The sequence below is a fragment of the Rhizobium sp. RHZ02 genome, from assembly GCF_014851575.1.
Classification (GTDB): Bacteria; Pseudomonadota; Alphaproteobacteria; order Rhizobiales; family Rhizobiaceae; genus Rhizobium; species Rhizobium altiplani.
In genome coordinates this window covers 268,261-286,596 of the sequence record NZ_JACUZX010000005.1, presented here as the reverse complement: position 1 = coordinate 286,596, position 18,336 = coordinate 268,261, and the positions used below count along the sequence as shown (strand labels likewise).

Here is an 18,336-nt window from a genome sequence, read left to right as displayed (position 1 = left end):
CTAGCCAAGGGCGCTCTGTAGCGTTTCCTCACTCACGTTCGAGGGTCGGGGCACGTCGGGCGCGTCGCGATCCAGCGCGAAATCATCAAACCAGTCGCGGTACCCTCCGCCGATCAGTGCGCCGATAACCTGTGTCGCAAGATAGGAGAAGGTGATGCCGTTGCCGCCATAGCCATAGGCGGCATAGACTTGTGGCATCGAGGGAACCGGACCGATCAGCGGTAGCCCGTCCGACGTCGCCCCGAACGTGCCGCACCATGCCGTCGCGACGCGGGTGTCGGCGCTGGACCAGAGCCGCTTCATCTTCTCCCGGATCGTCATGATCTTTTCGGCCAGCTTGGCGTCGCGGGCCGCGGGGTCGACGGTGTCGTCATCCTCGCCGCCAGCGATGATCCGCCCATCAGGCGTCGTGCGCATGTAGAGATAGGGGTGGCTGTCTTCCCAGATCAGCACCTGATCGCGCCAGAGCGCTGCCGGATCCTGCGGTATCGTCGCCAGCGCCCAGCTCGATGTCATCCGGTGCTGTTTCGGCATATCGATGCCCGGCATGGCGTAGCCGGTGGCGAGCACCGCCGTTTTCGCCTCGATGACGAACGCACCGTCTGTTTCGGCGCTGACCCGCCCGCCTTCGCTATGTAGCTTGGTGACCGAGGCGCTGATCAGGCGCGCGCCTTGCTTCACGGCAATGTCCAGCAGGCCCCAGGTCAGGAGCAGCGGATCGGCCTCCGCCGAGCCGCGCGACAGGATGCCCCCATCGCAGTCGATTTCGAACTCGGTAAAGAGATCGCAATGTTCCAGATACCGGCTTGGCAGTCCGGCACGACGACGCAGCTCGACCTCCCTGCGAAGATCGCCCGCGCCCTCCTGGTTATTGGCGAGGAACAGCGATTGCCGGGGAAGCAGGTTGCAGGCGATCCGGTGGGCGACGATCAGCTTGGAGAGACCGGCGACCGAGGCTGCGCTCCGCCTGTAGATGCCGGCGGCGCGTTCGAAGCCATGGAAACGCTCGAGTTCGCTCAGCGTTCGGTCTATCTCCCACTGCAGCATGGCGGTGCTCACTGCCGTGCTGCCGAGACCCGGCGTCTCGCGGTCGACGATGACCACGGAAAGACCTCGTTCCGCGAGGTGCTGGCCCATCAGCGCGCCGGTAATCCCGCCGCCGATCACCATGGCGTCGACTTTGAGATTGTCCTGAAGTGGCTGGTAATTGGGCTTTGTTCCTGCGTGGCTCCAAGGGGAGGTGCCGCTCTTCAGCCGGTTCTGGCTGGAATCTGCAAGATCGATTTCTGCCATCTGACGCTTCTTACCTCAATTATTTCGGCAATTGCGGTTGCAGTCTCTCTTCGATGAAAAGTTCATCGACGATGGTCATGACAATCAGCGATAGTGGTAGTGCCAGCATAGCACCAACTGCGCCCCACATCCAAGTCCAGAACAAGATCGCCAGAAACACCACGAAGGGATTGATTTCCAGGCGCTTTCCCATGACCGCCGGGAAGATCAGGTTTTCCATGACGAGGTGGACGATGAAGAATGCCGCCGCTGGCATAAGGCCCACCACGATGCCGTCATGCGTGATGATCCCCGCGATGGCGACCGCCAGCGTCATCATCGTAATGCCGAGATAGGGGATGAAGCTCGACAGGAACGCGAAGAAGCCCCAGAGCACCGGCGCCGACAGGCCCCCTACATAGGCGATCACCATCATCACGAGGCCAAGGCAGACGTAGATCAGCGACGCCGTCGCAAAATAAAATCCGAGAACCTGTTCCACGCCGTTGATCACGCGGATGGCGGCAAGCCGCTGCGAGCGCGACCGGAACACCATAATGATGGATTTGCGCAACGTCACCCGTCCGGCAAGGAAAAGCAGCAACGCGGCGAAGAAGATCAACGCCTGCACGAGGGCAGGGGTGAGGTTGGTGCTGACGAGATGCACGACGTTGCCAGTGTTCTCCAGAAGCTTCTCACTCGACATTGGCCCGGTCTGGAAAGTCTCCGGCGTAATGTGCAGCCACTTGATGCGCTCGAGATAGGGCATGAGGCGGTTGAAGCTCTTCTCGACGAAGGCCGGGCCCTCGTTGACGAGCCTTGTCACCGGTCCGGCAAGCGAATTGGCGAGAAGCGCGATCACAAGCGCAACCGCAGTAGACAGGATGACCGCATTGGTGATGCGCGGCACGCCGAGCTTGCTGAGCTTTTCCGCCAGCAGCCCAAGGATCATGCCGACGACGACGGCGAGCGTCACCGGAATGAGGATCAACGACATCATGTAGATGGCCGATAGTGCAAGCACTCCAAAGATACCGATGATGGCCCAAGCCATGCTGACATCAAGCCCGTCCTTCTCCAGGCGACGCATCGGCGCTTGTGGCATCTCCTCCGTGTCCTGGGTCAGTTTTTCTGCCCAGGCGCTGACGGGAGTCGTGCCCACTGTCATTTTGCTGGCCTGCTTGCGGATGCCGTTGGCAATTCCCATCGATAGACGATCCCCGGAAGCCCAGTTGCTTCGCGACGGAAACGCGCGGAACCCCTTCAGGTTCCTAAGGTCAGGTAGACAGGGTCAGGCCGATGCCCCAGGGATCATGCAGGAAGACACCGCCATTGCGCGTTTCACTCTTGATCTCCAGTTCGTCGAGCTTGGTGACAGCTTTTTTGAGCGCTTCCTTGTCGTTGAAGCGTAGCGTGTAGTCGGAAAGGCCCGTCATGCCCTCGGCGCGGGTGCCGGCGCCGCGGCTGTTCCAGATGTTGGCGGCGACATGGTGATGGTAGTCGCCGGTCGCAAAGAAGCTGGCGCCGGGATAGCGCGCCATCAGCTTCAGGCCAAGAATATCGCGGTAGAAGGTGTCTGCTTCCGGAATGTTGCCGACCTGCAGGTGGATGTGGCCGATTGCCGTTCCGTCGGCCATTCCGTTCCAGGCATCGTTGGGTGCGCTGTTGTAGAGCGGTTGCAGATCAAGGCGAAGCGTCGCCATTTCCACCTGACCGTCCGGCTGGAATTTCCATTGGTCGTGGGAACGGTCGGCATAAATCTCGATGCCGTTGCCTTCCGGATCGGAGAGATAGATGGCCTCGCTGACGAGGTGATCGGATGCGCCGTCCAGGACGACATTGTTGTGCGCCGCGTGGCGCAGCCAGCGGGCGAGCTCGGTGCGGCTGGGCATCAGGAAGGCCGTATGGAAAAGGCCGGCTGCGTTGCGCGGTGCGACACGCACATCCTTGCCTGTCGTCAGCGTCAGAAGCGGCGTGCCGTCGACACCGAGGATTTCGCCGCTCGCGCTTTTCTCGATGACATTAAGGCCAAGCATCGATTGATAGAAATTGGAAACCAGCGGCAGGTCGGTGACGACGAGATGCGACTGATCGACATAGGCAGGACGCGTCAGGGCGTAGGACGTTTCAGTGGTCATGGGTGTATCTCCTGCCTTGGATGGGGGAGGCATACCGGCGGTAGCGGCGAAAGCGCCGCCCGTAGCAATACCAAGGAATTTGCGCCGGTTCATGTGCCTCAGAGGTTCCCTTGGTCGCTGTACTTGATCCCTATATGGCGCATTCTGATTGTTCACAGAAGATCCGATTTTGACGATTCAGCGTTCGATGCTTGTTGACAAGAATCCATCCTGATCTTGATCTTGATCAAAGCGCCTTATTTATCTCTTGAGAGGATGTGGCCGTAAGAAACGGCAGCGCTGGAGGGCCTGAATGTACAAGAGAATCATCGTTCCGATAGAAATAGGCGGGTTGGACAGGGGCGAAAAGGCGCTCCGCAAGGCATCCACGCTCCTTGAAAAAGGTGGCGAGATCATCTTGCTCAACGTTGTCGAGGACGTTCCCACCTATGTCGCGATCGATCTGCCGCCCGAGCTGCGGCAAAACGCGATCGACGATGCCGAACAGAAACTCGGCATGCTGATCCGCACGAGCGGCATACCGGCAATGATCGAGATCGGTCACGGCCGCCCCGCCCACAGTATCCTCGCTGCCGCCGAAGCGCATGATGCGGATCTGATCATCGTCGCCTCGCACATTCCCGACTTCAGCAACTACTTCATCGGTGCCACCGCCGACCGCGTCGTCAGGCATGCCAAATGCTCGGTGCTGGTCGATAGGCAGCGCTGAGAAGAAAACAACGGCAAAAGACCGATGGAGGAATATCCATGACCGACACGCAGACCTACGAGCAGATCCTACGCAACCGCCAGCGCGAGCTTCTATCGCGGCTGAGTCGCATCGACGTTGATCTCGGGCGCACCAAGGAGCAGGACAGCGACGACCGCGCGATCGAGAGCGAGAACGACGAAGTGCTGGAGGGGCTTGGCCAGGCCGGCCAGGAAGAGCTGCGCGCCATCGACGCAGCCCTCGATCGGATCACGAAAGGCACGTATGGCACCTGCGTCCGCTGCGGCGAGCCGATTTCGAAGAAGCGTCTCGGCGCCGTACCCTATGCCCCGCTCTGCGAAGACTGCATGAGCTGAAAGGCTCTAAGTCATTAAGGTGGCATGTCATCAAGGGTGGCCCATTTTCAGGCTACCCTTCTGCCTTCCACCTGTGTATCTCCACGCCGAAGCCAGAGCGTCCAAGGCTCACGAAGATGTAACGGCGTGCCATCGCTGTTGTGTTGCCTGCACACCGTTTCGGTGCGACGATCGGTTGGAAAGGTGAGGGGTTTCCCGGCATGACAGAGTTCAACGGCATCCGCTGGGCTTACGACAAATATGAGCTGATCGCCGATGGGGTCGTCCATGGCATTGGGCTTGCTTTCGCGCTCATCGGCGCGACCGTTCTGATCTTTTACGCCACTCTCTGGAGTTCCAATGGCGAACTCGCGGCGGCATGGATCTACAGCGTAGGCCTCGTGCTGACGATCGGCATCTCCTTCTCCTATAACGCCTGGCCGGTTTCGCGGACGAAGTGGTTCCTTCGCCGGCTCGATCATTCCTCGATTTTCATCCTGATCGCCGCCACCTACACACCCTTCCTGGAGCGTGGCGCCGACAGTCCGCTGCTGTTCGGGATGCTCATCGGCATCTGGGCGATCGCGGGGCTCGGCATCTTCCTGAAGTGCGCCCTTCCAGGCCGCTTCGACAAGGTTGCCATCCTTCTCTACCTCGGCATGGGGTGGAGCGGCATCTTCGTGGCCGGGCCGGTGGCGGAGCGCATCCCCTTTGTATCGATGCTCCTGATCCTCATCGGCGGGATCATCTATTCCCTCGGTGTCATCTTCCACGTCTGGGAGAAGCTGCGCTTCCAGAACGCCATCTGGCACGGCTTCGTGGTCGCCGCGGCGGCCGTGCACTACTCGGCGGTGCTCACCTGCTTCAGCATGGCAGGCTCCGGGGTCTGATCAGCCGGCCTGCGTGTCCATTTCGATCAATTCTCTGCTATCGCGAATGATCGCTTTCGTCCCGTCATTTCGTTGGTTTACAACGCTGAATGCCGGGCGTATGCCGCTTGCCGGAACCGAACTGAAATTGGACTTGATATGAACCACGCCGTTCTCGTGCGCGATGCCACCGAAGCCGACCTCCCGGCAATCCGCGATATTTATAATCACGCTGTCGAGCATACGACCGCCATCTGGAACGAAACGCTGGTTGATCTCGACAACCGCATCGAGTGGTTCAAGGCCCGCAAGGCAAAGGGCTTCCCGGTCATCGTTGCGGAGAAGGATGGCAAGGTCACAGGCTATGCCTCCTATGGTGACTGGCGAGCCTTCGACGGCTACCGCCACACGGTCGAACACTCAGTCTATGTCGACAAGGATTGCCGCGGCGCGGGGATCGGCGAATTGCTGATGCGGGCGCTGATCGAGCGTGCGGCCGAGGCCAACATCCACGTGATGATCGCCGGCATCGAGGCGGCAAACGCTGCGTCCATCAAACTGCACGAAAAGCTTGGTTTCCGCGTTGCCGGCACCTTCTCGGAGGTCGGCACGAAGTTCGGCCGCTGGCTCGATCTGACTTGCATGGAGCTTAGGGTCACGAAGTGAGCCTCATCGTTCTCACTGGCGCTTCCGGATCGGGCAAGACGGCGATTTCCAAGGCGATCGCCGCTCGGTTCGCTGGTGAAATCGACGTCTACCATTTCGATGACATCGGCGTTCCCCCGCTCTCGCGGATGGCGGCGGACTACGGCTCGCCAGCCGGATGGCAGCGGGCCATGACCTTCAAGTGGTTTGAGAGCCTCGCGGAGGCACAGCACTCCGGCCGAAATCAGTTGCTCGAAGGCCAGATGCGCCTTGCATTTCTAGAAGAAGCGGCAACAGCAACAGGCATTGCCTATTTGCCGCTGCTGGCCGACTGCGATGACGAAACACGAACGCATCGCCTGGCGGTCGAACGCCGGCAGCCAGAGCTTGCCAACACCGAAATGATGATCTGGGCATCCTTCCTCCGCCGCGAGGCCGTGGCAAAGAAATGCGCGATATTGGATACGTCCCGCTTGTCGCTGGATGAAAGCGTCCAGGCGGTCGTCGAACGCTTCTAAGCAGCTCGGACGCGAGCTTTTATTTCTCCGGCTCGAACACCATCGCGTGGCCGTTGATGCAGTAGCGCAGGCCGGTCGGCGGCGGACCATCGGGGAAGACATGCCCCAGATGGGCATCGCAAGTGCCGCAGCGGATCTCCGTGCGGACCATGCCGTAGGTCGTATCGCGGAGTTCGGTCACCGCGTCGGGTGAGACAGCTTCGAAATAGCTCGGCCATCCGCAACCGGCATCAAACTTCGTGTCTGAGCGGAACAGCGGTGCATTGCAGCCGACGCAACGATAGAGCCCGGTTTCGAACGAATCCCAATAGGGGCCGGTAAAGGCACGCTCGGTGCCATGCTGGCGGGTGATCCGGTATTGCTCGGGAGTCAGCTGCTCCTTCCACTCCGCGTCGGTCTTGTGAACTTTGGCGATTGTCGTATCGGCCATGGCTTGTTCCTTTCGCGCCGGGGGGCAGCTTTGATTTTCGACAGCAATGTGGTGCGAAAGGTCGCATGGATCAAGGGATGCCGAGCTCGTCAAAGCGTCATCCCGTTCCGGCGAAAACGGCGATGCCGTTGATATTTCGTCGATAAACCGATCGCCCCGGAGGTTTGAGGCGCCCTGGACAGAGTCTGTGACTATCGCTTCAATAGACGCTTCGAAGATACTGCAAGGGGCTGACCGACCCGAGATGATCCGTTCCCTGTGAGTATCCTGCCGCTGCCGGTTGCTCCCGGTCGAACAAGACTTGTGACCGCGCGCCTGTTCTCGTAAACCTGACGGACTTCCGGCTTTCGCCGGCTCCACGAAGCACTGCCAGCAGAGGAGGGCACATGGCCGGTGTCACGGCTTTGACATTTGCGGCCTTGTGTCTGCCACTTCTCGGCGCAGTTCTCGCTCCCTTTCTCGTTCGCGTCCTTGGGGCGAACGCCGCTTGGCTCTTGGCGCTTGCGCCGCTTTTGGCCTTTGCGCACTTCGCCAGCCTGCTGCCGGTCATAGCGGGCGGCGAGGTGATAACAGGCGGCTATGCCTGGGTGCCGAGCTTCGACCTCCGCTTTTCCTGGCTGCTCGACGGTCTTTCGCTGACCTTCGCGCTGCTGATTACCGGGATCGGCACGCTGATCGTCCTCTATTCGGGCGGATACCTGAAGGGGCATCTGGATCAGGGGCGCTTCTTCTCCTTTATTTTCCTGTTCATGGGCGCCATGCTCGGCCTCGTCGTCTCGGACAGCCTGCTGATGCTCTTCATCTTCTGGGAACTGACGTCGATTACCTCCTTCCTCTTGATCGGGTTCGACCACGAGCGCGAGGCAGCGCGTCGCGCCGCCCTGCAGGCGCTCGTCGTTACCGGCGGTGGCGGCCTGCTGCTGCTGGCGGGCCTGCTCCTGATCTGGAGCACGACAAACGCGACTGATTTGTCGACGCTGCTGCAATCCGGCGATCTGCTGCGTGGCAATCCATATTATCTGGCGATCCTGATCCTCATCCTCTGTGGCGCCTTTACCAAATCGGCGCAGTTTCCGTTTCACTTCTGGCTGCCGAACGCGATGGAGGCGCCGACGCCGGTCTCGGCCTACCTGCATTCGGCAACGATGGTGAAGGCGGGCGTCTATCTCCTGATGCGCCTCAATCCCGTCATGGGCGGGACACCGGCCTGGGAGACGTTGCTGCCGCTCTTCGGTGGCGTGACGCTGATCGTCGGCACGCTGCTTGCGATCCGCCAGACCGATCTCAAGCTGCAACTCGCCTATACGACCGTTTCCTCGCTTGGCCTTCTCGTGCTGTTGACCGGCTTCGGCGCGCCCTATGCCACCGAGGCCGCGGCGCTCTACCTCATGGCGCATTCGCTCTTCAAGGGTGCGCTGTTCATGGTTGCGGGCATCATCGACCATGAGACCGGCACGCGCGACATCACCAGTCTGCGCGGCTTGAAAGCGGCGATGCCGCTGACCTTTGCGGCAGCACTCGCCGCGGCTATTTCCATGGGCGGTCTGCCGCCGTTCTTCGGATTCCTCGCCAAGGAAGAGATTTACGCCGCGCTGGCACATGCGGACCCACGATCGATCGTCTTCACAATGGTTGCGGTCGCGGGCAACGCGTTGATGTTCGCGATTGGCTTCGCCGTGGCGCTGAAGCCGTTTCTCGGGCCGGTCCGTGCAACGCCCAAGCACCCACACGAGGCACCGCCATTGCTTTGGGTCGGTCCTGTCTTGCTGGCGCTATTGGGCCTGATGACTGCGGTTTTCTCCGCAACGGCGCACCATTACATCTCGTCTCCAACGGGATCCGCCATCCGTGGATCGGCGAGCGTGATCGAGATTTCCCTTATCCCGCATGTCGGCGTGCCGCTGCTTCTGTCTGGTCTTACGATCGCGCTCGGCACGCTCGTTTATTGGCGGATAGACCAGGCGCGTCTGGCCATGGCGACGGTACTGTGCAAGCTAGGACCCGGACCGGATCGTGGCTTCGATTACTTCATCGTAGGTCTGATTAGATTATCGATGCGCGTAACGCGGTTCGTCCAGCCGGGGCGACTTGAACTCTACATCACCTGCACCTTCCTCTGCCTTGCCGCAATCCTGCTCGTCCCCCTCTGGCTCTATGGCGAAATGCCGATGCTGCCTGTCTGGCCACGGCAGGTCCAGGTCCACGAATGGGCGATCTTCCTGCTCGCCGTTCTTGGTCTGTTGAGCGTTGTCATCGCGCGCGACCGGCTGACGGCGATCGTCTCGCTCGGCATCCAGGGCTTCTCCGTCGCCATCATATTCCTGCTGTTCGGCGCGCCCGACCTGTCCTTCACGCAGTTCATGGTGGAGACCCTGTCGGTCGTCATCCTGGCGCTTGTCATGACCCGCCTTCAATTGTCGCCGACCGATCGGCGGCCGCTCAGCCAGAAGATATTCGACGGCTGCATCGCGATCGCCTGCGGCTCTGGCTTCGCGCTGCTTCTGATGAAGGCCACGCAGGGGCCGTTCAACAATGCGCTGACGGAGTTCTTCAACACTTACTCAAAGACCATCGCGCACGGCGCCAACGTCGTGAACGTCATCATCGTCGATTTCCGCGGCACCGACACGCTGGGTGAGATCGCGGTCGTCGCCATCACCGGCCTTGCGATCCTCGCCCTCATTCGAATCCGCGCGCAGACCGAGCGCAAGCTTGCCGAAAACGATCCTGACGCGCCTGAGGATCTGGGGATCGAGCGCCCATGAACACACTGATCTTCCGCACGATCACGCCGGTGTTGACGGCTCTGATGCTGCTCTTTTCCGTCTTTGTGCTCCTGCGCGGCCACAACGAGCCGGGCGGCGGCTTCATCGGCGGGTTGATTGCCGCCTCGGCGCTGGCGATCTTCGGCATTGCCCGCGGCGTCGGCGCCGTGCGCCGCGCCATCGTCTTCCATCCCCTGGCGATATCAGGGGCCGGACTGTTGATGTCCTGCTCCGCCGGTCTGCTGTCGGTCGTCTTTGCCGTGCCGTTCATGACCGGGCTGTGGATCTATCCTGAGATAGCCAGTGTCGAGGTGCCGCTCTCGACCGTCATGCTCTTCGATATCGGGGTCTACCTGGTGGTCGTCGGTGCCATCACCTCGATCGCGCTGGCGCTTGAGGAAAGGGAGATCGAGTGATGGAGCCGCTGTTTGCGATCCTCGTCGGCCTGTTCTTCGCCGCCGCGATCTATCTGATGCTGTCGAAATTCTCGATCCGGATCATGCTCGGGATCGCCGTCCTCGGCAACGCGGTGAACCTGTTGCTGTTTACCGCAGGACGTTTGACGCGCGAGGTGCCGCCGATCATCGCGGCAAACCTCGATACGCTCCCTAACGGCGCCGCCAATCCGCTGCCGCAGGCGCTGATCCTGACGGCGATCGTCATCTCCTTTTCCTTCCTCGCCTTCCTGCTGGTGCTGACCTATCGCGCCTATCAGGACATCGGCACCGACAACACCGACGAAATGCGTGTCGCCGAGCCCGTCGATCCACCGCTGCCGCCGATGGGGTACTAGATGGCGGCTCCGGTAAGCACGATCACCGATCTCTCGGCTGCGATGGTCACGGCGTCTGTGCCGCTCGCCAACTGGCTCGTCATCGCACCCGTGGCGCTCTGCATCACGCTCGGCGCCGTCCTCTTGATGATGCGCGGCTCGCTGCGACTGCAGGCGCAGGTCGCCATTCCGGGCCTTGCCGGTCTGGTCCTGCTGGATGCCGCGCTGTTGGCGAAGGTGGTGGCGCATGGCCCGCTGACCATGGTCATGGGGCGCTGGCTTCCGCCGTTCGGCATCGCCTTCACCGTCGATCTCTTCGGCGCGCTGATGGCCCTGACCGCTGCCATCGCAGCGCTCGCCGGCGGCCTTTATGCGTTGAAGGACGTCACCGAAAGCGGCCGCCGATACGGTTTCTTTCCCTTCCTTTTGCTTCTGATGGCAGGCGTTTCCGGCGCGTTCCTGACAGGCGACGTCTTCAACCTCTATGTCTGGTTCGAGGTGCTTCTCATTTCGTCCTTCGGGATGTTGATCCTCGGCTCCGAGCGCGGGCAGATCGACGGGGCCATGAAATATGCGGTGCTGAACCTGATCGGCACGACGCTGTTCCTGATCTCGGTCGGCATCGTCTACGCTGTCTTCGGCACGCTCAACATGGCCGATATCGCTGGCAAGGTGGAGAGTGTGCGCGACACCGCGCCGCTGATGACCCTGTCCGCCCTCTTGCTGCTGGCCTTTGCCATGAAGGCCGCTGCCTTTCCTGTCAATTTCTGGCTGCCGGCCTCCTATCATACGCCGCGCATCGTCGTGTCGGCACTGTTTGCCGGTCTGCTGACCAAGGTCGGCGTCTACGCCCTCATTCGCGTCATGGTCATGCTGCTGCCGATCGAGCGCGAACAATTGAGCCTTCTGATTGCGGCGGTGGGGGCAGCGACCATCGTCGTCGGCGCGCTTGGGGCGCTGGCGCAGGACGATATCCGCAAGCTCCTCGGCTATGTCGTGATCTCGGGCATCGGCAACATGCTGGTCGGCATAGCGCTAGGCACGCCCGGCGGCCTGTCCGGCGCGATCTTCTACGCGCTGCATTCGATGGTGCTGATGACGGCGCTCTATCTTCTCGCCGGGCAGGCTGCCGCCCTTGCCGGCGGTTTCTCGCTGACCGCGCTCGGCGGCCTCTATCGCAAGAACGGCGGTTTTGCCGCGTTCTCTTTCATCCTCTTCGTCGCCGCGTGTGGGTTGCCGCCCTTTTCCGGCTTCTGGCCGAAGGTGATTTTGGTCAGAGCATCGATCGACGTCGGCGCCTGGTGGCTGGCCGCCGCGATCCTGATCGGCGGCTTCCTGCTGACGGTCGTATTCGGACGCGTCTTCCTGCTCGCCTACTGGCGACCGGCAACGGCACCGCAGGCGGCAGTGTCAATCAGCTGGCAGGCGGGGCTGCCGCTTTTCATCCTGACAGCTCTTGTCGTTGCTTTCGGCATCCTGCCCGAACAGCTGCTGGACATGGCGCAAGCTGCGGCGACCGGCCTCATCGATCCGACAGCTTATCTGCAGTCGGTCTTCCCGGATGGAGGGATGCCATGATCGCCCTGCTGCTGAACGTGCTGCTCGCCATTGCCTGGGCGACCGTTACCGGCAGCGCGTCGCCGCACAACCTCCTCTTCGGCTTTGCGATCGGCGCCCTGTGCTTGTCCATCATCCGCGAACCCTATGGCAGCCGGGGATATCTTCGCCGGTCCTTCGCGATCGTGCGGCTTGCCCTTCTGTTTCTCAAGGAGTTGGCGATCTCGGCCTGGAAGGTCGCCGTCACGGTGCTGACGCCCAACATGCGGCTGCAACCCGGCATCTTCGCCTTTCCGCTGACCGTCGACCGCGATTTCGAGATCACGCTTCTAGCCAACATGATCACCCTGACGCCGGGCACACTGTCGGTCGATGTCTCCGACGATCGCAAGACGCTTTACGTGCATGCGCTGGATTGCGCCGATCCCGAGGCGACCAAGCGCGATATCGCCAACGGTTTCGAGCGCCGGATCATGGAGGCATTTCGATGATCTCCCCGCTTGCCATCATGTCCACGGCCGCCGCGGTTGCCCTGGTCATCCTTGGAATTGCCTTTCTCCTGGCGGGATGGCGGGTCCTCGTCGGGCCGACGCTGCCCGACAGGATCCTGGCGCTCGATACACTGTCAGGCACGGCAATCGGCTTCATCGCCGTATTGGCGGTCAAGACGGGCTTCAGCCTCTATATCGACATCGCCATTTCGCTGGGACTTGTCGCCTTTCTGGCAACGGTCGCCTTCGCGCGTTTCGTGATGTCGCGCGCTCCTGTCGCGGAACGGCACAGCGAAAAAAAGGCGCGTGCCCCGAAAAAGCCCAAAGTCGCGGCCAAACGCAGCGACAAGAATGGCAGGAAGGGCAAGAAATGATGGACTATGCGACAGCGCTCGTCGTCGCTTTCCTTTTGCTGGCCGGTTCGTTGTTTGCGCTCGTTGCCGCACTCGGCGTCGTGCGGTTGCCGGATCTCTACACGCGCATGCACGCCGCTTCCAAGGCTGGAACGGTCGGTTCCGGCATGCTGCTTTTTGCCGCCGGTGTCGCCGCGGGCGAGGTTTCGGTCTTTGCGCGGGCGCTCGCCGGTTTCGTCTTCTTCCTGCTGACGGCGCCGGTCGCGGCGCACCTCCTTGCCAAGGCCGCGCACCAGTCTGGATATCGCCTCGGCCCCCAATCGGTGCGCGATGACCTCGCCAAAAGATGAGAGCGCTTCCGATTCAGTATTTTAAGTTGATTTTTGCACCCTTTTGCAGATTTCTTAATGGTTAATGTTTGGGTTTATGGCAGGCAATTCTTGCGAAATAGACATTTTTCGGTAGATATATATGAAATAATAATTGGCGTTTTCGTAAAACGGTGATAATTGGTGATCAAGTAGAGTTCTGATATTGAATTAGAATCACGTTGCTTATTTCCTCGTTGGCTTTGGATTTCAGTGTTTAATTGAGGAAGTAAGCTGCGTGGTAGCGTACTAATTCGAAATCGGGCAGTATAAGAACGGGTTTCGGCCTCAGGAATCTAGGGGTGGATTTCAGTTTTTCGAAACAGGTTGCCGTAGCCTGGGTTTTTTGCTGTTGGCTCTACGATGACGGTCTTGGCTGACGAGGCTTAGACCTTTGGAGCATTGAAACAGGAGAAACGTATTATGACGGATACTGCAGCCGGTAGCGGGCCGGAGTTGCTGGTCGAGCTCACCGCAGATATTGTTGCCGCCTATGTCAGCAACCACGTGGTCCCGGTTGGCGATCTCGCTAACCTGATTTCTGACGTGCATTCGGCACTTAGCAATACGTCGACGCCGCAAGCTGCAACGGCGGTTGTCGAGAAGCAGAAGCCGGCTGTATCGGTGCGTAAATCCGTTCAGGATGAACAGATCACATGCCTGGAGTGCGGCGGCAACTTCAAGTCGCTCAAGCGTCACCTGATGACCCACCACAATCTCTCGCCGGAAGAATACCGCGAGAAATGGGAGCTCCCCGTCGACTACCCGATGGTAGCGCCGGCCTATGCCGAAGCGCGCTCGCGCCTCGCAAAGGAAATGGGGCTCGGCCAGCGTCGCAAGCGCGGACGCGGCTGATCGTTGCCAAGGATTTGATCCTGTAGAGCCGGGCGGAAGCCCGGCTTTTGTGTTTTTGGCCGGGGAAGAAAGGGGGAAGCGGCCAAACTGATGCTGCGCACGGCCCTGATGGCGCTCTCCCGGCATTACAATCCGCCGGCGCCCGCGCGCCGATCGCGCGTGGAGCATTGGGGTGCGCAGGGCTACAGGCCCGAACTCTATTCGTGATGAGGCGGGTGGTTGCTTAGGCCACCGCGCGTACGCGGGCTTCCTCGCGGATGCGGTTGACCATCGAGCGCAGGCCGTTGGCGCGCTGCGAGGAGAGATGCTCGACGAGGCCGATCTTCGAGAATACGTCGAAGGCGTCGAGGGCCGCGATATCCGATGCCGTCTTGCCGGAATAGGTTGCAAGAACGATGGCCACGAGCCCGCGCACGATATGCGCGTCGGAGTCGCCCTCGAAGTTCATGACGGGATTGTCTGGATCCCCCGCGGTGTGCGTTACGAGCCAGACCTGGCTGGCGCAGCCCATCACCTTGTTAGCCGATGTCTTCTTGTCGTCGGGAAGGTCCGGAAGCGCCTTTCCGAGCTCGATCACATAGCGATAGCGATCTTCCCAGTCGTCGAGGAAGGAGAAGTCGTCAATGATCTGCTCGAGGGACGTCATGTATTGTGGCCTTTCGTTATCAGGTTTCATATAGGTGAAACGCGGCCAGATTTGAACCATTAAAAAGAAACGCCGCGGAGGATAGGCATCCTCGCGGCGCAGCAAAAGCTGGAAATAAACAGGGCAGGCACGTCAGGCATGGGATATTCCGCGGCTTGCGGATCGCCGGTGCAAGCTTGGTTGCGGGAAATCCCGCGTAATTCTCAGGTGGCCGGACGCGGCGTCGGCAGCGGAATGGTGCCCGTCGTCACGGTGTCGGAAAGGCTTTCATCGCCGTCGTCAACCGGCGGGCGATAGGGCATCGGCTGGTTCAGCGCTGCGGTGCGCTCCTGTGCCTCGGCCTGAGCCTCGGCATGAGAGGGCGCAAGTGCCGCGACGGGAGCGATCGGCGCATTGGGTGCGACAGCAGGCTTGGCGGCGTTGTCGTCACCGAAACGGCTGTCCAGCAGCTCATAGGCGACACGGGCGCCTTCGCGGGCCCGGTGGCCGAGCGCGGCCATGGTCTCCGCACCCTTGACGCAGACCTCCGGCTTCTCGCCGCACATGCCTGTCACGTAGTCATAGGCGCCTGTCGCCGCGACAAAGGCGTCGGAAAACTGCAATGTCGGCTGCGAGCTGGTCGAGCTCTCGCCGCTGAAGAACGACAGCAACACGAGCACAAGCCCGAACCAGAATGATCCTTTGATCAGAAACCACATCGTCGTTGCCATCCTGTTTTCCCGTTCGGTCTTACCGCCGAATCGGTCCGGTCTTCCGGTGTGCTTTGACCTTAGAGCAGAGTTGCGAATGCCAGTTTTCAAAACTCGTCGGCATTTGCCTCAAATTTAGTTCGAATTTTAATGAACGGGATTTGCACCGCATTTCGGTCAAATTGTAGCGACCGCTGTTAAGCATGTCATCGGCCTCCTCCTGTAATTGCAGGCAAACCTTGCGGCAGATGTGCCACAAAGGTTAACAGCAAGCTGATATGTGAGCGAAATCCGTCGCTTACCGCCCGTTAACCGTAAAAAATCAAAGCCGCTTCCATATGTCCAAAAACGGGACATTTCGCTCTTCTGCGGTGTGGAGGCGGCTTTTCCCTTATCCTTTCCTTAAGCGCCCAAGGCCTATTGTCGGCCCTGGTAAAAAGCCTTTTTTGGGCGGGTATTGCGTGCGTGTAATGAGTAAGATCGCAGAGCGGGCGGCAGCCCTCGTGGACCGGGCGGTGGAAAGCTGGCTCTCCCGGACAGGAGGGGGCACAGCGGTGCGCCAGCGTGAATTGATGATCCTGCGCCGCTTGGCGCTGCTTTCGTCGGCGGCTCTCGTCGCGGTCCCCGTTGGGCTCTCTTCTGTGACCAGTCCTGCCATTGCGCTACCCGTCGGTGTCGCAACCGTCTGCGCGGCCTTCCTGTTTTCTGCGGTGGGCAGCATTGCCCTGTCGCGTCAGGGTACGGCAACAGCGCCGATTGCCGCGCCTGTCGCCGAAGACTTTTTCATGGAAGCAACCGCCGGTCTCGCCTTCTTCCTGGATCCGCAGGGCAACGTCACTGCCGTCGGCGGTCGTGACAAGCGCGAATATCTCGCCTGGATGCGTGATCCGATCGGCAAGGGCTTTGTCGATCAGATACATGTCTCTGACCGCATCCTTTTCCTGCAGGCGCTGGATCAGCTTCGCCAGGGTGAGGCGACTGCCGCGGTCGATCTGCGGCTGGAGCGCCCTTCGGTTTCGCGTGACAACAGGCAGTTTGCCTACCTGCGTATGGATATGACCGCGCGGCAGGACGGCGACGGCACGCTCTTAAGCGTGATTGCCCAGCTACGCGATGTCTCGGTGGAGCAGCAGTTACGGCAGGAGGCGCAGAACCGCGCCGCCGACGCCCGCTCGGCAAACGATGCAAAATCGCGGTTCCTTGCCGCGGTCAGCCACGAATTGCGCACGCCGCTCAACGCCATCCTCGGCTTCTCCGACATCCTGCTCGGCGAGTATTTCGGCAAGCTCGAAAACGACCGCCAGCGGGAATATGTCGGCCTTGTCAGGGAATCCGGCGCGCACCTGCTCTCCGTCGTCAACACCATGCTCGACATGAGCAAGATCGAAGCGGGGCGCTACGAGCTTTGCCTCGAACCCTTCGACATTGCATCCGTCGTTCGTTCCTGCGAGGCCATGCTGGCGCTGCAGGCGAAGTCCAAGGGTGTATCGCTGACAAGCCGAGTGCAGCGCGGTCTCGACGAGGTCGTGGCCGATCAGCGCGCGATCCAGCAGATCCTGATCAATCTGGTTGGCAATGCCGTGAAATTCACCGATGCGGGCGGTGCGATCTCGATCGACGCGTCGATGCGCGACGGCGTTCTGAACCTCTGCGTGAGCGACACCGGCATCGGCATTCCCGGCGACAAGCTGGAAACGCTCGGCCAACCTTTTGTCCAGATCCAGAACGACTATAGCCGCCGATTCGAGGGAACGGGACTCGGCCTGTCGTTGGTGAAGGGCTTGGTGGCGCTGCATGGCGGCGACTTCGCAATCGCCAGCACGCCGGGCGCCGGTACGATCATTACGATGTCCATTGCAGCGGATGGCTCTGGCATTCCGGCTGTGGGTACTGCCCGCAACGATCTTGTCGAGTTTCCGCCGCGACTGAAGGCTGTGCCGGCGCTAGCGGGCGTTTTGGAAGAGGGGCTTTTCGATGGCCGCGAGCAAGCGAAAATCGCCTAAGGGACGGAGAGGCCGACAGAAACGGCCGAGCCTCCTTCTCACAGGGGCAACCATGGTCGGCGGTATCGGGCTGCAGGGCGCAAGCGTGCTCGGCGGCGTGATCGGCCGCAACCCGTCGGTTGCCGGCGGTACGGCAGCCTTCCTTGTCATCTTCAGCTTCGTAGCCGCAAACGCGCTCTGGTATCAGCCAGGGGCGCATCCGCACCCGTTCCTGCGCACCCGCGATCCGCTCTTTCCGAACGTGCTCGGCGGTCGCCCGGTCATCGAGGAGCAAAGCGGGAATGTCACCACCTTCAAGATCCAGCGGCAGGACGAGGCCGACGTCACGCAGACCAATGCGACGCCGCCAGTCGCTCCCGGCGGGCAGCAGCCGAGCCAGATCGTCATGGACATCCAGACCGAACTGGTCCGGCGTGGCCTTTACAACGGCACTCCGGATGGGGTCATCGGCCCGCGCACCAGTGCGGCGATCCTCTTCTTCGAAGAAACCGTGGGCATGCCGCAGACGGGCGACGCAACGCCAGATGTGCTGGCAGCGCTCAGAACCGACTCGGTCGGCCCCTCGGCGATCCCGCTGGAAAAGCCGCGCGAAGACATCACCTCGAAGGCATCCGCCGAGGATCCTGTCGCCGCCGCCATCCGCAGCGCCGAAAAGAGTGTGAAGACCGCGCCGACACTTGCAAAGAAAGCCGCACCATCCGCGGAGTTGTCGACTGTGGATCTCGTCCTGAAGATCCAGAAGGGCCTCAGCAACATGGCCTACGCCAATGTCGGCGTTGACGGTGTGCCGGGAGAACAGACTCGCACCGCCATTCGCCACTTCCAGAAGCACTACAACCTTCCCGAGAATGGCGAGCCGAGCGAAGCGGTCTTGAAGAAGCTCAAGGAGATCGGCGCGCTCTGAAGCCCGGCAATGCCAAG

The 18,336-nt window shown here is 60.9% G+C and carries 21 protein-coding genes; 15 read left to right on the top strand and 6 right to left on the bottom strand.

Annotation, left to right across the window (positions count from 1 at the left end; genetic code table 11):
* From IB244_RS11375 to IB244_RS11365, 3 genes are all read right to left on the bottom strand, one after another.
* Positions 1 to 1,293 (bottom strand): NAD(P)/FAD-dependent oxidoreductase, encoded by a 1,293-nt coding sequence (locus tag IB244_RS11375; protein WP_192304237.1) that lies wholly within the window; start codon positions 1,291 to 1,293, stop codon positions 1 to 3.
* A gap of 19 nt (positions 1,294 to 1,312) precedes the next feature.
* The gene (locus IB244_RS11370; protein ID WP_169682853.1) at positions 1,313 to 2,479 is read right to left on the bottom strand and encodes an AI-2E family transporter; all 1,167 of its coding nucleotides are present in this window, start codon (positions 2,477 to 2,479) and stop codon (positions 1,313 to 1,315) included.
* Between the two features lie 70 nt (positions 2,480 to 2,549).
* Positions 2,550 to 3,410: a VOC family protein gene (locus IB244_RS11365; protein WP_169682851.1), complete on the bottom strand. Its 861-nt coding sequence runs from the start codon at positions 3,408 to 3,410 to the stop codon at positions 2,550 to 2,552.
* 292 nt (positions 3,411 to 3,702) lie between these two features.
* Here IB244_RS11365 and IB244_RS11360 point away from each other — a divergent pair, with 292 nt between their 5' ends.
* The 5 genes from IB244_RS11360 to IB244_RS11340 all read left to right on the top strand — a co-directional run bounded on the left by IB244_RS11360 (position 3,703) and on the right by IB244_RS11340 (position 6,486).
* Entirely contained in the window at positions 3,703 to 4,119 is a 417-nt protein-coding gene (locus IB244_RS11360) for a universal stress protein (protein WP_018116555.1), read from the top strand.
* 38 nt (positions 4,120 to 4,157) lie between these two features.
* Positions 4,158 to 4,475 (top strand): TraR/DksA family transcriptional regulator, encoded by a 318-nt coding sequence (locus tag IB244_RS11355; protein ID WP_018116554.1) that lies wholly within the window; start codon positions 4,158 to 4,160, stop codon positions 4,473 to 4,475.
* A 200-nt stretch (positions 4,476 to 4,675) separates the two neighbouring features.
* On the top strand, positions 4,676 to 5,344 hold the full coding sequence (trhA, locus tag IB244_RS11350) for a PAQR family membrane homeostasis protein TrhA (RefSeq protein ID WP_018859461.1): 669 nt from the start codon (positions 4,676 to 4,678) through the stop codon (positions 5,342 to 5,344).
* Positions 5,345 to 5,482: 138 nt separating this feature from the next.
* Positions 5,483 to 5,989, top strand: a complete 507-nt coding sequence (locus IB244_RS11345) for a GNAT family N-acetyltransferase (protein WP_018116552.1) — start codon at positions 5,483 to 5,485, stop codon at positions 5,987 to 5,989.
* Positions 5,986 to 6,486, top strand: coding sequence for a hypothetical protein (locus IB244_RS11340; RefSeq protein WP_018116551.1), 501 nt, complete (start codon positions 5,986 to 5,988; stop codon positions 6,484 to 6,486). Before IB244_RS11345 ends, IB244_RS11340 begins: the two co-directional genes overlap by 4 nt.
* Positions 6,487 to 6,505: 19 nt before the next feature.
* On the opposite strand, the gene msrB is transcribed toward IB244_RS11340, so the two are convergent.
* A complete protein-coding gene (gene msrB / locus IB244_RS11335; protein ID WP_018116550.1) occupies positions 6,506 to 6,916 on the bottom strand; it encodes a peptide-methionine (R)-S-oxide reductase MsrB in 411 nt (136 codons plus the stop codon).
* 386 nt (positions 6,917 to 7,302) lie between these two features.
* Between msrB and IB244_RS11330 the strand changes: the two genes are divergently transcribed.
* The 8 genes from IB244_RS11330 to IB244_RS11295 all read left to right on the top strand — a co-directional run bounded on the left by IB244_RS11330 (position 7,303) and on the right by IB244_RS11295 (position 14,077).
* Positions 7,303 to 9,681 carry a putative monovalent cation/H+ antiporter subunit A gene (locus IB244_RS11330; protein WP_169682846.1) on the top strand — a complete coding sequence of 793 codons (2,379 nt, stop codon included), beginning with the start codon at positions 7,303 to 7,305 and terminating at the stop codon, positions 9,679 to 9,681.
* Positions 9,678 to 10,097: a Na(+)/H(+) antiporter subunit B gene (locus IB244_RS11325; RefSeq protein WP_018859458.1), complete on the top strand. Its 420-nt coding sequence runs from the start codon at positions 9,678 to 9,680 to the stop codon at positions 10,095 to 10,097. The genes IB244_RS11330 and IB244_RS11325 overlap by 4 nt, the downstream gene beginning before the upstream one ends.
* Positions 10,097 to 10,474, top strand: coding sequence for a Na+/H+ antiporter subunit C (locus tag IB244_RS11320; protein WP_018859457.1), 378 nt, complete (start codon positions 10,097 to 10,099; stop codon positions 10,472 to 10,474). The genes IB244_RS11325 and IB244_RS11320 overlap by 1 nt, the downstream gene beginning before the upstream one ends.
* On the top strand, positions 10,475 to 12,031 hold the full coding sequence (locus IB244_RS11315; RefSeq protein WP_169682844.1) for a Na+/H+ antiporter subunit D: 1,557 nt from the start codon (positions 10,475 to 10,477) through the stop codon (positions 12,029 to 12,031).
* Positions 12,028 to 12,501, top strand: coding sequence for a Na+/H+ antiporter subunit E (locus IB244_RS11310; RefSeq protein WP_025661036.1), 474 nt, complete (start codon positions 12,028 to 12,030; stop codon positions 12,499 to 12,501). The genes IB244_RS11315 and IB244_RS11310 overlap by 4 nt, the downstream gene beginning before the upstream one ends.
* A complete protein-coding gene (locus IB244_RS11305; protein WP_113471757.1) occupies positions 12,498 to 12,875 on the top strand; it encodes a cation:proton antiporter in 378 nt (125 codons plus the stop codon). Before IB244_RS11310 ends, IB244_RS11305 begins: the two co-directional genes overlap by 4 nt.
* The gene (gene mnhG, locus IB244_RS11300; RefSeq protein ID WP_192304235.1) at positions 12,872 to 13,204 is read left to right on the top strand and encodes a monovalent cation/H(+) antiporter subunit G; all 333 of its coding nucleotides are present in this window, start codon (positions 12,872 to 12,874) and stop codon (positions 13,202 to 13,204) included. The genes IB244_RS11305 and mnhG overlap by 4 nt, the downstream gene beginning before the upstream one ends.
* Positions 13,205 to 13,645: 441 nt before the next feature.
* Positions 13,646 to 14,077, top strand: a complete 432-nt coding sequence (locus tag IB244_RS11295; protein WP_018859452.1) for a MucR family transcriptional regulator — start codon at positions 13,646 to 13,648, stop codon at positions 14,075 to 14,077.
* A gap of 223 nt (positions 14,078 to 14,300) precedes the next feature.
* On the opposite strand, the gene IB244_RS11290 is transcribed toward IB244_RS11295, so the two are convergent.
* Together IB244_RS11290 and IB244_RS11285 are read right to left on the bottom strand one after the other, a co-directional pair.
* Complete coding sequence (locus IB244_RS11290) at positions 14,301 to 14,723, bottom strand: SufE family protein (RefSeq protein WP_192304233.1); 423 nt, start codon at positions 14,721 to 14,723, stop codon at positions 14,301 to 14,303.
* Positions 14,724 to 14,926: 203 nt separating this feature from the next.
* Complete coding sequence (locus IB244_RS11285; protein ID WP_112824466.1) at positions 14,927 to 15,421, bottom strand: DUF5330 domain-containing protein; 495 nt, start codon at positions 15,419 to 15,421, stop codon at positions 14,927 to 14,929.
* A 461-nt stretch (positions 15,422 to 15,882) separates the two neighbouring features.
* On the opposite strand from IB244_RS11285, the gene IB244_RS11280 reads away from it, so the two are divergent.
* Entirely contained in the window at positions 15,883 to 17,415 is a 1,533-nt protein-coding gene (locus IB244_RS11280) for a sensor histidine kinase (RefSeq protein WP_192304232.1), read from the top strand.
* Complete coding sequence (locus IB244_RS11275; protein ID WP_025661029.1) at positions 17,387 to 18,319, top strand: peptidoglycan-binding protein; 933 nt, start codon at positions 17,387 to 17,389, stop codon at positions 18,317 to 18,319. Before IB244_RS11280 ends, IB244_RS11275 begins: the two co-directional genes overlap by 29 nt.
* Positions 18,320 to 18,336 lie beyond the last annotated feature (17 nt).

Excerpts from the sequence above, each read along its gene's own strand:
- mnhG (WP_192304235.1), top strand. The coding sequence starts at position 12,872 with ATGATGGACTATGCGACAGCGCTCGTCGTCGCTTTCCTTTTGCTGGCC.
- IB244_RS11290 (WP_192304233.1), bottom strand. The coding sequence starts at position 14,723 with ATGACGTCCCTCGAGCAGATCATTGACGACTTCTCCTTCCTCGACGAC.
- IB244_RS11315 (WP_169682844.1), top strand. The coding sequence starts at position 10,475 with ATGGCGGCTCCGGTAAGCACGATCACCGATCTCTCGGCTGCGATGGTC.
- IB244_RS11275 (WP_025661029.1), top strand. The coding sequence starts at position 17,387 with ATGGCCGCGAGCAAGCGAAAATCGCCTAAGGGACGGAGAGGCCGACAG.
- IB244_RS11305 (WP_113471757.1), top strand. The coding sequence starts at position 12,498 with ATGATCTCCCCGCTTGCCATCATGTCCACGGCCGCCGCGGTTGCCCTG.
- IB244_RS11325 (WP_018859458.1), top strand. The coding sequence starts at position 9,678 with ATGAACACACTGATCTTCCGCACGATCACGCCGGTGTTGACGGCTCTG.
- IB244_RS11280 (WP_192304232.1), top strand. The coding sequence starts at position 15,883 with ATGAGTAAGATCGCAGAGCGGGCGGCAGCCCTCGTGGACCGGGCGGTG.
- IB244_RS11345 (WP_018116552.1), top strand. The coding sequence starts at position 5,483 with ATGAACCACGCCGTTCTCGTGCGCGATGCCACCGAAGCCGACCTCCCG.
- IB244_RS11320 (WP_018859457.1), top strand. The coding sequence starts at position 10,097 with ATGGAGCCGCTGTTTGCGATCCTCGTCGGCCTGTTCTTCGCCGCCGCG.
- IB244_RS11285 (WP_112824466.1), bottom strand. The coding sequence starts at position 15,421 with ATGTGGTTTCTGATCAAAGGATCATTCTGGTTCGGGCTTGTGCTCGTG.
- IB244_RS11355 (WP_018116554.1), top strand. The coding sequence starts at position 4,158 with ATGACCGACACGCAGACCTACGAGCAGATCCTACGCAACCGCCAGCGC.
- IB244_RS11360 (WP_018116555.1), top strand. The coding sequence starts at position 3,703 with ATGTACAAGAGAATCATCGTTCCGATAGAAATAGGCGGGTTGGACAGG.
- IB244_RS11370 (WP_169682853.1), bottom strand. The coding sequence starts at position 2,479 with ATGGGAATTGCCAACGGCATCCGCAAGCAGGCCAGCAAAATGACAGTG.
- IB244_RS11295 (WP_018859452.1), top strand. The coding sequence starts at position 13,646 with ATGACGGATACTGCAGCCGGTAGCGGGCCGGAGTTGCTGGTCGAGCTC.
- IB244_RS11365 (WP_169682851.1), bottom strand. The coding sequence starts at position 3,410 with ATGACCACTGAAACGTCCTACGCCCTGACGCGTCCTGCCTATGTCGAT.
- msrB (WP_018116550.1), bottom strand. The coding sequence starts at position 6,916 with ATGGCCGATACGACAATCGCCAAAGTTCACAAGACCGACGCGGAGTGG.
- trhA (WP_018859461.1), top strand. The coding sequence starts at position 4,676 with ATGACAGAGTTCAACGGCATCCGCTGGGCTTACGACAAATATGAGCTG.
- IB244_RS11375 (WP_192304237.1), bottom strand. The coding sequence starts at position 1,293 with ATGGCAGAAATCGATCTTGCAGATTCCAGCCAGAACCGGCTGAAGAGC.
- IB244_RS11310 (WP_025661036.1), top strand. The coding sequence starts at position 12,028 with ATGATCGCCCTGCTGCTGAACGTGCTGCTCGCCATTGCCTGGGCGACC.
- IB244_RS11330 (WP_169682846.1), top strand. The coding sequence starts at position 7,303 with ATGGCCGGTGTCACGGCTTTGACATTTGCGGCCTTGTGTCTGCCACTT.